The sequence below is a fragment of the Pseudoalteromonas sp. 3D05 genome (assembly GCF_002723455.1).
Classification (GTDB): Bacteria; Pseudomonadota; Gammaproteobacteria; order Enterobacterales; family Alteromonadaceae; genus Pseudoalteromonas.
Window position 1 is genome coordinate 72,562 of sequence record NZ_PDUS01000002.1, and the last position, 14,493, is coordinate 87,054.

General features: G+C 38.7%; 12 protein-coding genes. 9 read left to right on the forward strand and 3 right to left on the reverse strand.

All coding sequences use genetic code 11. The features are described from left to right. The first annotated feature begins 439 nt into the window (after nucleotides 1-439). On the forward strand, nucleotides 440-607 hold the full coding sequence (locus CSC79_RS20050) for a hypothetical protein (protein WP_180270377.1): 168 nt from the start codon (nucleotides 440-442) through the stop codon (nucleotides 605-607). A 111-nt stretch (nucleotides 608-718) separates the two neighbouring features. Here the strand turns inward: CSC79_RS20050 and CSC79_RS02685 are convergent, their stop codons facing one another. Then, nucleotides 719-919: a hypothetical protein gene (locus CSC79_RS02685; RefSeq protein ID WP_099293725.1), complete on the reverse strand. Its 201-nt coding sequence runs from the start codon at nucleotides 917-919 to the stop codon at nucleotides 719-721. A 44-nt stretch (nucleotides 920-963) separates the two neighbouring features. Between CSC79_RS02685 and CSC79_RS02690 the strand changes: the two genes are divergently transcribed. Then, complete coding sequence (locus tag CSC79_RS02690; RefSeq protein WP_099293727.1) at nucleotides 964-1,482, forward strand: GNAT family N-acetyltransferase; 519 nt, start codon at nucleotides 964-966, stop codon at nucleotides 1,480-1,482. A 418-nt stretch (nucleotides 1,483-1,900) separates the two neighbouring features. Here the strand turns inward: CSC79_RS02690 and CSC79_RS02695 are convergent, their stop codons facing one another. Further along, complete coding sequence (locus tag CSC79_RS02695) at nucleotides 1,901-3,112, reverse strand: porin (protein ID WP_099293729.1); 1,212 nt, start codon at nucleotides 3,110-3,112, stop codon at nucleotides 1,901-1,903. A 432-nt stretch (nucleotides 3,113-3,544) separates the two neighbouring features. Between CSC79_RS02695 and CSC79_RS02700 the strand changes: the two genes are divergently transcribed. From CSC79_RS02700 to CSC79_RS02725, 6 genes are all read left to right on the forward strand, one after another. Next, the gene (locus tag CSC79_RS02700) at nucleotides 3,545-5,131 is read left to right on the forward strand and encodes an ABC-F family ATPase (protein ID WP_099294355.1); all 1,587 of its coding nucleotides are present in this window, start codon (nucleotides 3,545-3,547) and stop codon (nucleotides 5,129-5,131) included. Nucleotides 5,132-5,286: 155 nt separating this feature from the next. Then, nucleotides 5,287-5,769 (forward strand): 5-(carboxyamino)imidazole ribonucleotide mutase, encoded by a 483-nt coding sequence (gene purE, locus CSC79_RS02705; protein ID WP_058558774.1) that lies wholly within the window; start codon nucleotides 5,287-5,289, stop codon nucleotides 5,767-5,769. A 1-nt stretch (nucleotide 5,770) separates the two neighbouring features. Beyond that, nucleotides 5,771-6,919 carry a 5-(carboxyamino)imidazole ribonucleotide synthase gene (locus CSC79_RS02710; protein WP_099293731.1) on the forward strand — a complete coding sequence of 383 codons (1,149 nt, stop codon included), beginning with the start codon at nucleotides 5,771-5,773 and terminating at the stop codon, nucleotides 6,917-6,919. A 226-nt stretch (nucleotides 6,920-7,145) separates the two neighbouring features. Further along, nucleotides 7,146-8,078: a putative sulfate exporter family transporter gene (locus CSC79_RS02715; RefSeq protein WP_099293733.1), complete on the forward strand. Its 933-nt coding sequence runs from the start codon at nucleotides 7,146-7,148 to the stop codon at nucleotides 8,076-8,078. Then, nucleotides 8,079-9,251 (forward strand): endonuclease/exonuclease/phosphatase family protein, encoded by a 1,173-nt coding sequence (locus CSC79_RS02720; protein WP_099293735.1) that lies wholly within the window; start codon nucleotides 8,079-8,081, stop codon nucleotides 9,249-9,251. A gap of 120 nt (nucleotides 9,252-9,371) precedes the next feature. Further along, nucleotides 9,372-11,864: a prolyl oligopeptidase family serine peptidase gene (locus CSC79_RS02725; protein WP_099293737.1), complete on the forward strand. Its 2,493-nt coding sequence runs from the start codon at nucleotides 9,372-9,374 to the stop codon at nucleotides 11,862-11,864. A gap of 27 nt (nucleotides 11,865-11,891) precedes the next feature. On the opposite strand, the gene rrtA is transcribed toward CSC79_RS02725, so the two are convergent. Then, nucleotides 11,892-12,479: a rhombosortase gene (rrtA, locus tag CSC79_RS02730; protein WP_099293739.1), complete on the reverse strand. Its 588-nt coding sequence runs from the start codon at nucleotides 12,477-12,479 to the stop codon at nucleotides 11,892-11,894. Between the two features lie 87 nt (nucleotides 12,480-12,566). Between rrtA and ggt the strand changes: the two genes are divergently transcribed. After that, nucleotides 12,567-14,348, forward strand: a complete 1,782-nt coding sequence (gene ggt, locus CSC79_RS02735; RefSeq protein ID WP_099293741.1) for a gamma-glutamyltransferase — start codon at nucleotides 12,567-12,569, stop codon at nucleotides 14,346-14,348. Nucleotides 14,349-14,493 lie beyond the last annotated feature (145 nt).

Genomic DNA, 14,493 nt, shown 5'->3' on the forward strand with positions numbered 1-14,493 from the left:
TTTACATTTGCATTAAATCCGCTGTTCATTGGATTTACGCAAGAATATGCAGAACATAAATGTTAGTAACAAAACACTTTGTAGTTATGTATTTTGAGAATATAAAATTAATAGAAACAATTATTTATGTTAGATTGAATAATTTATTGGGCACATATTTGGCGAGCTATTACGATGAGTTAACTATTTGAGAAAAATAAAGTAAAAGTTCAGCATTACGTTAATAGATAAACTAGTTAATAGCGTTTGTGACTTCTTTTCTTGGTTTCATGGATTGAAATATTGTTTCTTTGTAAAGTGCCTATACATTGATAGTATGGGTTATTATTGGTATTTTACTGCGTTATTTATATGAATTTAGCTGACTCTTTATAAAGAGCCAAGAAATGACTGATAAGCATTAATTCAAATTATATTTTTAAAAATAAGGATGATAGGGATGAACGTATTTACTAAATGGCTGATTTTAGCCGTGCTAATAATTGCAGCTATTACATGTTATTCGTATGGAAGTACTTCTGGCTTGTTTATTTTTATTATAGCGGGTTTTGCCTTTGAAATGGCGTTTTGGTTTGGGGTGATCCCTAGCAAAAAGCAATCAAGATGATTTCTTTTTAGTCAAACGGTGTACAGTTAATTTATAAGAAAAGGTAATATTAATTCAGTTAGGAAAGGCTTGATTTTTCCTAACTGAATTAATGAAACAAGACTAGCAAACTTATTTTTTAGTTTCTCTAGCAAGCTGATTAGGCAGCAATTGTTCAACAATTTCTCTAGCTGGTAAGGTGTATCTTACACCATCAAACATTACCGAGGTAAACTCTTCAATGCTTGTTATGCCTGTTAGTGTCCAGCCTTCACCTCTTTTAGGGCAATAAACGGTTGTCGTTGGCTGAATCACTTTAAACTCTTCACTCATTACAATTACCTTTCTACTTGAAGACTTCGTATCTTAAGGTAATAATGGCTTTCTATAAAGTCTTTAATAATGCTTACATGTTAAACCCAATAAACTTAAAGCGGGTATCGCTTTGTTTGATAACACACAAACACACGGCTTCTTTACTTACTGTTTTGAATGAGCCGGAAGTAGCACAATTTAATGATTACGAAATACCTTTAAGTAGGGAAGACGTAAAGCAAATGGTTCAAAATGATATTGCTAGATATTATGATAAACAAGGTGTTCGTCTAGCCGTTATCAATAATGAAGATCGATTGTTAATGGGAAGTGTAGGTTTTTACGATATACTAGACACAACTGTGTGGCTGGGTTTTGAGTTATCCACTCGCTATTGGTCTTTTGGCTACATGTACGAAGTGCTTAGTTATTTAATTACAGCAAAACACTTTGAAACGTTGTTGGATAAAAAAATTACTTCAATCTATGCTCGCGTACATTTGCATAACAAGCGTTCGATGAAACTACTTTCTAGTATCGGTTTTGTTCAAGAACAAGATAATATTTGGGTTTATAACTAATTAATAAAAGAACACATCATACTTTTTTTTATTAAGGTATCTCAGCAATAGGAGAGCTTCTTAACTAATAAAGTAAATCAAGAATAGAGGGGCGTGTAGTGTTTTTATCATAACAACAAATCTGTATGAATAAATGGTAGCTTTATTTTATATGCCTAAACTACCTCAAGGGGAGAGCGTCGTTGGAATTAAAAGCGATTTAAGTAGGTCATTGATTATAATAGTCGTTCAATTATTATAATCAATAACGCAGTATAAACCGCTTTTAAACCAATCAATTAGGCGCCTCGCAGCCACTTAATCTTATCTTTGGTTACGTCTTAAAACGGATTGCCATAGCTGCAAAGTAATACCTTGATTAAAGCCACTGTAAAACGCTAAATTCTGCACTTTGAGGTGGCTTGGGTATGAGTTGGTTTTATAAAGTGTAGTTAAAACCAATGGCAATACCGTCATCTTCTGATAGAGCCATTTGTTTTTCTTGCTCACTATTATCACTTGAGAAATCACTGAAATCTTTTCGTGCTTCTATATACACAATGGTGTCTTCAGTAAATAGGTAATGAACCCCTAAGACAGCAAACTGGCGTTTAAATGTGTCGTTGGGATCAGCATTAAAATTAGGTTGAATCACATAATCGTCACCAGCATCAAACACGTTATAAGCTAAAAATGTTCGTATATTGTTATCGTATCTATAAGAGACCATTGACTCTAACCCCACAGCGTCTTTAATTAATCGGCCTAGGTTATCTGTATCGTGATTTTTATTTTTATTGATATTTGCTGCAACATAAAGGCCTTGGTTAGCAAAGTTGCCATAGGTTACACCAACGCCGTAAATTAAATCTTCAACTGTTTGAGTATTGCCATCTTTTGCGTACACAATCTCAAATTCACCTCGGTTCATGCCTGCTGTTAGGCTTAGTTTATTTGTTAATGCATAAGTTAAGGCTGCACCATAAGTTGAGTTGTATTCTACTTGTTGCGCAACACTGCTGTTATTGTTAAAAAGCGTTTCACATTCTGACTCAGAGATGGCTTCTATATCGCATGTATAAAAATCATTATTTTTAAATTGGACTTGCGCTGCAATACTTAAATCACCGTAGCTATTTCTGTACTGCAATAGTTTATCACCGCGGCCCGTGCCATTGATTGCACCGTCATCTTTATTGTAAGTGTAGACACCTGCGGCATTACCGTCCCATACTAAGCTGTAATTTGTACTGTAAACAACATCATACCAAGCACCCCATTGTTTGCCGATTGTCAATTGACCATACTTATCGTGAGCAATGCCCACATAACCTAATCGGTTATATAGAAATTCATCCTGTATAGACTCAAAGCGGTTATTATAAATAATGTCACTACTGCCTACGGGGTTTACACCCCATTCAAGCACGGCAATTGCTTTCAATTCGTCTTGGATTTGCCTACTAAAGTCAAAATTTATGCGAGATGCGCCATTTACGATTTCCGTCTGCCCTTGAGTATTTATTACTCTAGCATCAATAAATCCTCCTACAGTAAATTTGTTAGTAGAGTCATTGTATATTTCTAGCGCATTGACACTGCTTGAACCTAGTATTGCTATAGTTATAAGTGACGATAGCCCTTTTTTCATTGAGTGACCTTGTTTTTAAATGTGTGTGTTGTCATAAGGGGCGAAAGCGTAACAAAGGTACAAAGTTCGTAAAGTGAAAAAAAATCATCAAAAATACATAGAGGAAATAAACAATATTAAGGCCAAATTAATAATTTAATTGTTATACGCTCTATTTAGTTTTTTAAAGCCGTTAGGTGCTTGTTTTTTATCTTGGGCTGAGCTTTCTCTTTACGAAATAACACAGTATTAGCTATCTACTCAGTAAGTAACAAATGTCTAATTAACGATTAGTATTAAGAAATTTTAATGCGTGCATGCCTAAACACTCTTTTATGCGGATTATTAGCATTTTGATAAGTTTACTTAACCAATAATTCATAGAAAAAACACTGCTTTTGGTTTAAACTCCCGCCAATTAAATTTCTTGAATTCCCCTTGGAGGGTAGCGCTATTATTAGTACAGCTAACATCACCATGCAATTTGGTGCTAAACCATTATTTGAAAACATTTCTGCAAAATTCGGCGAAGGTAACCGTTACGGTTTAATCGGCGCGAATGGCTGTGGTAAATCAACTTTTATGAAGATCTTAAGTGGTGAACTTGAGCCTTCTTCTGGTAATGTTAGTACTGATCCTAATGAACGAGTTGCAAAACTTAACCAAGACCAGTTTGCTTATGAAGAATACTCAGTTGTTGATACTGTGATCATGGGCCATAAAGAGCTATGGGAAATCAAACAAGAACGCGACCGTATCTATAGCTTGCCTGAAATGAGTGAAGAAGACGGTATGCGTGTTGCCGATCTTGAAACTGAATTTGCCGAAATGGATGGTTATTCAGCTGAATCAAAAGCGGGTGAGTTGTTAATGGGTGTAGGTATTGATACTGCCCAGCATTATGGCCCTATGTCTGAAATTGCACCGGGTTTTAAACTACGTGTTTTGCTAGCCCAAGTTTTATTTTCAGATCCAGATATTATGTTGCTTGATGAGCCTACCAATAACTTGGATATTTACACCATTAAATGGCTTGAAGATGTATTGAATCAACGTGATTGCACCATGATCATTATTTCCCATGACCGCCACTTTTTAAACTCTGTATGTACCCACATGGCCGATATAGACTACGGTGAATTACGTCTTTACCCAGGTAATTATGACGAGTATATGTTTGCAGCCGAGCAAGCACGTGAACGCCTATTAAGTGAAAATGCGAAGAAGAAAAGTCAAATAGCTGAACTGCAACAATTTGTATCACGTTTCTCAGCAAACGCATCAAAAGCGAAACAAGCAACGTCGCGCGCTAAGCAAATTGATAAAATACAATTGGATGAGGTTAAAGCGTCTTCTCGTCAAACACCGTTTATCCGTTTTGAGCAAGAAAAACAACTATTCCGTAATGCACTTGAGCTTAACAATGTAGGCCAAGGCTTTGAAGAAATGCTATTCACTGGGCTTGAAGGGCTCGTTGAAGTAGGTGAGCGTATTGCTATTATCGGTGAGAATGGTGTCGGTAAAACAACACTATTAAACACACTAGCAGGGCGACTTGCACCTAAACAAGGTGAATTTAAGTGGTCTGAAAATGCAAATATAGGCTACTACGCACAAGATCACGCCGATGAGTTCGAGCAAGACATGAACTTATTCCAATGGATGGAGCAATGGCAACAAGAAGGCGATGACGAGCAAGTAGTTCGCAGCTTTTTAGGCCGTATGTTGTTCTCGCAAAATGATATTAAAAAATCCGTTAAAGTTATATCGGGTGGTGAGCAAGGTCGTATGTTGTTTGGTAAGATCATGATGCATAAGCCAAACATATTACTTATGGATGAACCAACTAACCACATGGATATGGAATCTATTGAGGCACTTAACTTAGCACTTGAGGCGTACGAAGGTACCTTGCTGTTTGTATCACATGACCGTCAATTTGTATCTTCACTTGCAACACGTATTTGGGAAGTCAAAGGCTCTGAGATTATTGATTTTAGAGGCACTTATTCAGAGTACCTTGCAAGCAAAGAAGCGTAAAAGCGCGTTTTTGTAGAAATTTTAAAGCCATGCATGTCATGGCTTTTTTATTGGCTGTTTTTCGCGATTTTATCTTTAATACGTGTATAATAGCCGCCTTCAAATAAGGACAAAAGTCCGCTATTGGTTCGAAATTAGTTTACTGAGGAGTATTTATGACTGTTGGCATTATTATGGGTTCCAAATCAGATTGGCCAACTATGGAACACGCAGCAATTATGCTTGATAAATTTGGCATTGCGTACGAAACTAAAGTTGTTTCAGCACACAGAACTCCTCAATTACTTGCTGACTATGCAAGTTCGGCAAGCGACCGTGGTATTAAAGTAATTATAGCGGGTGCCGGTGGTGCAGCACATTTACCAGGTATGGCTGCTGCTTTTACATCATTACCCGTACTGGGTGTTCCTGTTAAATCAAAAACATTAAATGGTGTTGATTCTCTGCTTTCAATTTGCCAAATGCCTAAAGGTGTTGCGGTAGGTACATTAGCAATCGGTGATGCTGGCGCTGCAAATGCAGGTTTACTAGCAGCGCAAATTTTAGGTTGCCAACAACCTGAGATCTTTGCAAAGGTTGAAGCTTTCCGTAAAGAACAAACAGAGACTATTTTAGCTAACCCAAATCCAGCAGAGTAAGATGAATATATTAATATTAGGTGCCGGACAATTAGCTCGCATGATGAGTTTAGCGGGTGCACCGCTTAATTTAAATGTTGTTGCTTATGATGTAGGCAGCAAAAAAATTGTGCACCCTTTAACTAATGAAGTTTACGATACAACGTTAGAACAAACGATAGCTCAGGTTGATGCGATAACAGCTGAGTTTGAACATATTCCTGACGATGTGCTTACATTGTGCTGTGCAAGCAATAAATTTTACCCGGGTAAAGCCGCTATTAAAACTGGTGGCGACCGAGCTATTGAAAAAGCATTGCTTAGTAAAACTGATGTAGCGTGTGCGCCTTATAAGCTGATCACAGAAAAAGCTCACCTTGTTGAAGCTGTAACAATGCTAGGAAAGCCATTGGTCATCAAAACATGTCAAGCTGGTTATGATGGTAAAGGGCAGTGGCGATTAAAATCAGACGAACAGATTGATCAAATTTGGTCAGAAATGGCTGATTTTATTGCATCAGGTTCTGAGCATTCACCGCATACAATTATAGCTGAAAAAATGATCCCGTTTGATCGCGAAGTATCTATCATTGGTGCCCGTGATAAAAGCGGTAAAACGGCCATTTATCCGTTAACTGAAAACCAACATACTAATGGTGTTCTTACGCTTTCTATTGCAGGTAAAGAGAAGTCAACCATTCAAAAGCAAGCGGAAGACGCATTTAACAAAATTGCGAATGAACTTGATTATGTTGGTGTGCTAGCCATTGAGTTTTTTGATGTTGATGGTCAGTTATTAGTTAACGAATTAGCGCCTCGCGTGCATAATTCGGGACATTGGACTCAGCAAGGCACCCATTGTTCACAATTTGAGAATCACATGCGTGCTGTTGCAGGGTTGCCACTTGGTAACACTAAGCTTAAGCAAATAAGTGCGATGATTAATGTTCTGGGCCAATCAAGTATTCCAGCATCCGTTTTAAATATTGCTGATGTGACAAGCCATTGGTACGGTAAAACAGCTAAACCAGGACGTAAAATGGGGCATATTAATGTCTCAGCATCTAGCTTGCATGAGTTAGGCGAACGTCTTGCTGAATTAGCCGAAATTCTCCCAGAGAGCGATTACCCTGGTATCATTGAAACCAGTGCAGCATTGATTTTAAATTAATCTATTCAAGCCGAGTTTATCTCGGCTATTTTCTACTTTGTTATCCTAAGAATACCCGTTTTTCATCTTCAAAATTGCAATTTTGCCCCGAAATCTGCATGACTTTCATCCTTTTTTAGTCTAATAGTACGCACATGACCGCATTTTCTTTTTTTAATGAAAACTTTATGTCACTCTTAAATGCAGTAGCACGAATAAATTAAATATCGCTGTATTTTGGAACACTATGCCCGTTAAAAGTAATTTAATTAAACTTAGCTATCTTATTTTAGTCGGGTTATGTATTACCCCTTTAATAGGACCTGGTGTTGCCTTAGTTTTTGGTGCTGCATTTGCCATAATATTAGGCAACCCGTATGCGGAATTTTCGCAATCAGCGAGTAAATGGTTACTCAAAGCTGCCGTGATTGGTCTTGGGTTTGCTGTTGATTTTAATCAAGTTATAGAGGTTGGGCGTAGCTCTATAGTTTTAACCATTGTCAGTATTACTGCGATCATTGGTTTGGGTGAAATACTCACTCAGGTATTTAAGTTAAGCCGCAATACAGGGGTGCTAATTTCATTTGGTACAGCCATTTGTGGCGGCAGTGCCATCGCAGCAATGGCACCCGTAATAAAAGCAAAGGATCATGAAGTGGCCGTTGCCTTAGGGGTCGTGTTTTTACTTAATGGTGTTGGTTTATTATTGTTTCCAACGATCGGTCATTATTTAAATTTAAGTCAAGAGCAGTTTGGCTTATGGGCAGCACTTGCTATTCATGATACCAGTAGCGTAGTGGGGGCATCAGCTACATATGGTGCCGTTGCTTTAAGTATTGCTACCACCGTTAAACTAACACGGGCAATGTGGATTATTCCCTATACAACTATGGCGGGTGTATTCTGGCGCTCAGAGGAAAAAGCCAGTATTCCTTTATTTATAGTCGGATTTTTAGCTGCTGCACTTATCAATACATACCTACCAGATTATTCATCGATTTGGTCCACATTAAATAGTGTTGCCAAACAGGTATTAGTAGTGACCTTGTTTCTTATAGGAAGTGGCTTGTCCTTATCTGTTTTAAGACAGGCAGGCGTTAAACCTTTTATAATGGCCACGGTATTATGGATTATCGTGAGTGGGGTTATTTTGTTATTAATTTTAGATGGGTTTATTTAAATGAAACTTAATAGAGTTGTAATGGCGTTAGCGGCGTCTTCAATGATAGTGGGCTACACAAATAGCGCAAATGCTGCTACACCAATACGGGTTGCAACATTTAATGTAAGTATGGACGCAACAAATTACACGCCAAAGGGTAAACAAATAAACCCTGATGCGCTGGTCAATGCATTGCACAACGAACATCAACAAATTAAGAATATCGCTGAGATTATTCAGCGTATTAGACCTGATATTTTGTTATTAAATGAATTTGACTATGTTGATAAAGCAAAAGGCATTGAGTACTTTAAAAAGCACTACTTACAAGTCAGCCAAAACAAGCAGCCTGCGATTAATTACCCTTATACATACATAGCACCTGTAAACACAGGATTGGCATCACCCTTTGATTTTGATAACGATGGTAAGGCAAAGGGTGTCCAAGGAGATGCGTATGGTTTTGGCTTTTTCGAAGGGCACTATGGCATGGCATTGCTTTCGCGATACCCCATTGATTTTGATAAAGCGCGCACTCTGCAAACGTTTAAATACAAAGATATGCCTAATGCTCAAATGCCTATAGACCCTAAAACGGGTGAAAACTGGTATAACGAACAAGAGTGGCAATCGATGCGACTGAGTTCTAAATCATTTTGGGACTTACCGATTACAGTTAAAGGTAAAACAGTTCACTTACTTGCGTCTCACCCAACCCCTCCTGTTTTTGATGGTGACGAAGACCGAAACGGGAAACGAAATCATGATGAAGTTAGGCTTATCAAAGATTATGTTGAGAATGCAGCTTACATTTATGACGATAAAGGGAATAAAGGAGGTCTTAAACCAGACTCTCGATTTGTGATCCTTGGTGATTTAAACGCAGCACCAGAGGGAGATAAAAAACGTCCAATAACAACCAATCAATTACTGGATAATCCACTCATAAATAGTCGCTTTACACCTGTCAGCAAGGGCGCTGCAAGTAGTTTTTCTGAACGTTTTGCGGCTTCATACACTGCATATTGGGCTGCAAGGGCAGACTATGTGCTCCCTTCAGAATATGGTTTAAGTGTTGAAGGTGGTGGCGTATTTTGGCCAACTAAGAATAGTGAGTTATACCGATTAATTAAAGATAGAAATGCATCTTCAGATCATCGAATGGTGTGGTTAGATCTTATTGTAAAATAGCACTCATAATTAGAAATGTTTAATCTAGCTGTAAAGTTTGTCTGTTTATCTTAAAAAATTGCAATCAATAGGGGGCTTCTGCTTAAATTAGGGTAATTATAATAATCCTCAAGAAGCACCATGATTGTAAAAACAGCAAATAAAACGTTAATCGCGTTGGCAATCGCATCAAGCTTTATGCTTAGCGGTTGTCAAACGACGGCCTCTACACCTTCAGCACCAGCCTCTAAATCGTCTGTGGCAAGTGTTGTAGCAACACCCAGTGACACAGGTACAAGCCAAATAACACTAGAGCAAGCTATGGCGCATCCGGATTGGTTAGGTCGCCAGCCAGAGCGTGCTTTTTGGGCCGCGGATTCAAAAAATATTGTCTTTGCTCAAAAGCAACAAGGCAACACGTTACGCGATTTATACACCCAAGCGATTAACGCTCAACAAGCTAGCCAAGTTGCGCTTTCTCAATTGCATTCATTAGGTGCTAAAAATGCAGTGTACTCTGCTGACAAATCACTGCAAAGCTATGTTTTTGAAGGTAATATCTTCGTAAAAAATGTTAAGTCAGATACTATAACTCAGATCACCCATGATAGTGCTAGGCAATCTAACCCTCAGTTTTTAACTGACGGGTCACTTGCATTTCGTCAAGCTAATGCTTTTTTTAAGGTTGATTTAACGACAGGTAAACGTGTTGAGCTTGTTAATCTGCACCTTGCAGATAAACCATCTGGCGTTAAAGAGCCAAGTACTTACATTGCCAAAGAGCAACATAAACTTATTGACTATATAGCGTTAACTCATAAAAACAAACTTGATAAACAAACACGCAAAGAGCAGTTGAATAAGCAAAATGCAAGTATTGCAAATTCACAGTTTTATTTAGGTAAAGGCAACCGTATTGCTGATGTGCAACTGTCACCCAATGGTAAAGCATTGATTGCCGTTGTGACTGAAGACCGTGCATGGCGTGAAGACGCAGACATCATGCCTAATTACATTACAGATAACGCGGGTGTAAAAGCTGAAAAAGTGCGCCGCCGAGTTGCTGATTCTAAACCGCAAACATCTGAAGTGATTTATATTGATTTAGCAACACAAACTCAAAACACGCTAGCTTTTGATACGTTACCAGGCTTTGATGAAGACGTACTTGCAGCTGTAAAAGAAGAAAACTACGCGCGTGATGGTAAGACATACGAGTCGAAAAAAGAACCTCGTGCAATTAATCTAATCATGGACTGGGGCTGGTCGCAAAGTGCTATAGAATGGAACCACAATGGTTCTCAAGTAGCCATCATGCTTGAAGCGTGGGATAACAAAGACCGCTGGATTGCATCAGTTGATTTTGAAAACAATGAACTTGTTTCTCAGCATCGTTTACATGATGATGCATGGGTTAACTACACCTACAATGATTTTGGCTGGTTAAATAACTCAGACACGCTTTATTATCTTTCAGAAGAATCTGGTTACAGCCACATTTATAAAAAACCATTAAATAGTAAAGCTACCCAGCTTACCAAAGGTCAGTTTGTTGTCTCTAACTTAACACTTACCGCTGATAACAGTGCTATTTACTATAAGGCAAACGTTGAGCATCCGGGTCTTTATGAAATCTATCGCGTTGATCCGCAAACAGCTCAATCAGAGCAGATCACTGACCTAAATGGCATGACGGATTATCAACTTAGTCCTGATGAATCAAAGCTTTTATTAACCCACTCTAAGATTATGGCGCCGCCGGAACTGTTTGTAGCAGACGCCACTGCAAACGCTAACGCAACACAGCTGACCAATACAGTGTCTGATGAGTTTTTAGCAAAGCAATTAATTGCACCTAAGATTGTCGCGGTTCCTTCAAGCCACACTGAGCAACCAATTTACGCTAAAGTATATTACCCTGCTGATTACGTTGAAGGCGAGAGTGGGAAAAATCGTAAAGCCGTTATATTCAATCACGGAGCTGGTTATCTACAGAATTCTCATATGGGTTGGTCTGGATACTTCCGCGAGTTTATGTTCCATTCACTATTAGCTTCTGAAGGTTATGTTGTAATGGACATGGATTATCGCGCCTCAAAAGGCTATGGACGTGACTGGCGTACAGCTATATATCGCCAAATGGGGACTCCAGAGACACAAGATTTAGTAGATGGTGTTAGCTGGATGGCTAAAAATGCCAATGTTGATACCGGTGCAGTGGGCACTTATGGTGGCTCGTACGGCGGTTTTATGACATTTATGGCATTATTTACAGAGCCTGATTTATTTCAATCAGGGGCAGCACTTCGTCCTGTGACTGATTGGGCACATTACAACGCGCCTTACACGTCTAATATCTTAAACCACCCAGATGTAGACCCTATTGCGTATGAAAGAAGTTCACCGATTTATTTTGCTGAAGGCTTAAAAAATCACTTATTAATTAATGCGCCTATGGTTGATGATAACGTGTTTTTCCAAGATTCAGTTCGTTTGGTACAGCGCCTGATTGAGCTTGAGAAAGAAAACTTTGAAACGGCTATTTTCCCTGTTGAACCGCATGGCTTTGTTCAGCCTTCAAGCTGGTTAGATGAATATCGTCGTATTTATAAGTTGTTTAAAGAAACACTTTAGTTTCTTAACAAATAAAAAACGCCAAACTTAGTTTGGCGTTTTTTTTAACATTTTAATAATCAGCGGGATAGCTAAAACAATTCCTCCAACGGCACCAATTAAATGCGCATCTATAGCCACTTTAGAGGCAATTAATTGTCCAACTTGTTCACTTGGACCTGCGTATTGCTCATGCGCTATTTTTAGCCAAATACCCACAAATAACAGGCTGCCCGTTTTCATTCCAACGCAAATATCTTTTATTGCTCCCCATACTATAACTCCATGCAGTAATGCACTTAGTCCTGTGTATATGTATATATCAGGGCAAAATATATAAATGCCTAAACCACACCATATTGCCAGTATTAAAGTATGAATAGCATACGTTTTAGGGGTTGTGTGTTCTGCGTGGAGTAACCAAATAAGTAAAATGCCGACACAGTTCAAAGTTAAATGAGCCAGATTCGCATGGATATACTGACTTGTTACTAATCGCCATAGTTGGCCTTTATCAATTAACTCACGGTTAAACTCGAGTAAACCATTTAAATCTAACAGTGCGAGTAACGTACTAAATGCCATTAAGCAAAGCGGGGGGATAATGTAACGGGGTTGAATAGGTAAATTGAGCATTTTATTCTTATTTTTACAGCATTCTTTTGCATATTGTGCCCGTTTAATTTTAAGATGCCAATTATCTAGGTGTAATAAAGCTATTTTATGTTATTTAAGTTTTCAAAATTAGCCATTTTGGCTGCAAGCGTTTTAATTCCTACCTTAGCCAACAGTGCAACAGAGCGTGAAACACGTGAGCCTGAAGCGGCAACAGGCCACTATGCAAAACAACAGGTCTCAGGTCAGCAGTTCATGGTGGCTGCAGCTAATCCATATGCCGTAAAAGCAGGTCAATCAATATTAGCGAAAGGCGGTAGTGCGGTAGATGCCGCAATTGCAACACAATTAGTTTTAACCTTGGTCGAGCCGCAATCCTCTGGTATTGGTGGGGGGACATTTATGATGTATTTTGACCACAAAACAAATACATTAACAAGTTTTGATGGCCGTGAAACAGCACCAGGAAATGCAGATGAGACACTTTTTTTAGATAAACATGGTAAAGCGGTTAAATGGATTGAAGCAGTCGTTGGTGGGCGATCAGTGGGCGTACCTGGTGTGCTTCATGCTTTTGCTAACGCTCATGAACAATACGGTAAGCTTCCTTGGCCAGAACTGTTTAAACCAGCTATTCAACTAGCAGAGCAAGGTTTTGAAGTATCACCAAGATTACATAAACTCTTAGCCAAGCGTTTTAACCCTGGCGTGACTGAGCTTGATGTTATTCGTGATTATTTTTTTATTAATGATGAACCCCTTGCTATTGGTACTGTTAAAAAGAATCAGCCTCTGGCCGATATCTATAAAGCTATTGCGGCCAATGGTATTGATGCATTTTATAAAGGTGATAATGCTAAGCAAATGGTTAAAGCGGTTCAAACCAGTAAAATAGCACCCGGTACTTTATCAATAAATGATTTGAAAAATTACAAAAGTGTTCAGCGGGATGCAGTATGTGCGCCTTATCATGAATATACAGTTTGTTCGATGGCTCCACCTAGCAGCGGTGGGGTTGCTGTAATTCAAATACTGGCTTTATTAGAAGATAAAAACCTAGCGCAGTATGAGCCAAATTCAGAACAATCAATTCATTATTTTACGCAAGCATCACGCTTGGCATTTGCTGATCGTAATGTGTACATGGGCGACCCAGACTTTGCATATATTCCTACTCAAGAACTCCTTAAGGCAGACTATATAAGGCAACGCAGTGCACTCATCACTGAAAAAGACACGCCAGCGGTTGCTGGAGAGCCTATGGAAAAGTTAGCTTATGCGCAAGACGATGCCTATGAATTGCCTTCAACTACACATGTGTCAATTGTAGATAGCATAGGCAATGCGGTTTCAATGACCAGTTCAATTGAAATGGCATTTGGCTCAACGGTGATGGTTAACGGCTATATTTTAAACAACCAACTCACCGATTTTGCGTTATCGCCCAAAAAAGATGGCAAATTACTAGCCAATCGAGTTGAAGCAGGAAAACGCCCGCGCAGCTCTATGTCTCCAGTTATGGTGTTTAACAAAGATGGAAGTTTGCGTTTAGTGGTGGGGTCCCCTGGTGGTAGCCGTATTATTAACTATGTTGCACATGTGCTTGTTGGTGTTTTAGATTGGAATTTAACTGCTCAACAAGCCATTAATCTTGGGCGTGTAACAAACCGTAATCGTTATACGACCTTAGAAAAAAATATGCCTATAGAAAAGCTCGAAGCATCACTTACTAAGCGTGGACATACTGTTCATATAAGAGACTTGAACTCGGGTTTACACGCAGTTGAACTAATAAATGGTGCTTTATATGGTGCAGCCGATCCTCGCCGGGAAGGTATTGCGTTAGGGGATAAAGATATTGCAATTAAAGCATCTAAATCTGACGAATAACCCTTAATCGTATTCTTGAGATAATGTACAATATACTATGCCCAAACCAACTCAAGATGCGAGCGTCGTTGGAGTTAAAAGTGATTTAGGTAAGGCATTGATTGCAAATAATGGTTGTTCCCTTGTTAAAATCAATAACGCAGTA

Coding starts and splice junctions, on each gene's coding strand:
- CSC79_RS02720 (WP_099293735.1), top strand. CDS start 8,079: ATGAAACTTAATAGAGTTGTAATGGCGTTAGCGGCGTCTTCAATGATA.
- CSC79_RS20050 (WP_180270377.1), top strand. CDS start 440: ATGAACGTATTTACTAAATGGCTGATTTTAGCCGTGCTAATAATTGCA.
- CSC79_RS02725 (WP_099293737.1), top strand. CDS start 9,372: ATGATTGTAAAAACAGCAAATAAAACGTTAATCGCGTTGGCAATCGCA.
- ggt (WP_099293741.1), top strand. CDS start 12,567: ATGTTATTTAAGTTTTCAAAATTAGCCATTTTGGCTGCAAGCGTTTTA.
- CSC79_RS02690 (WP_099293727.1), top strand. CDS start 964: ATGGCTTTCTATAAAGTCTTTAATAATGCTTACATGTTAAACCCAATA.
- CSC79_RS02715 (WP_099293733.1), top strand. CDS start 7,146: ATGCCCGTTAAAAGTAATTTAATTAAACTTAGCTATCTTATTTTAGTC.
- CSC79_RS02685 (WP_099293725.1), bottom strand. CDS start 919: ATGAGTGAAGAGTTTAAAGTGATTCAGCCAACGACAACCGTTTATTGC.
- rrtA (WP_099293739.1), bottom strand. CDS start 12,479: ATGCTCAATTTACCTATTCAACCCCGTTACATTATCCCCCCGCTTTGC.
- purE (WP_058558774.1), top strand. CDS start 5,287: ATGACTGTTGGCATTATTATGGGTTCCAAATCAGATTGGCCAACTATG.
- CSC79_RS02695 (WP_099293729.1), bottom strand. CDS start 3,112: ATGAAAAAAGGGCTATCGTCACTTATAACTATAGCAATACTAGGTTCA.
- CSC79_RS02710 (WP_099293731.1), top strand. CDS start 5,771: ATGAATATATTAATATTAGGTGCCGGACAATTAGCTCGCATGATGAGT.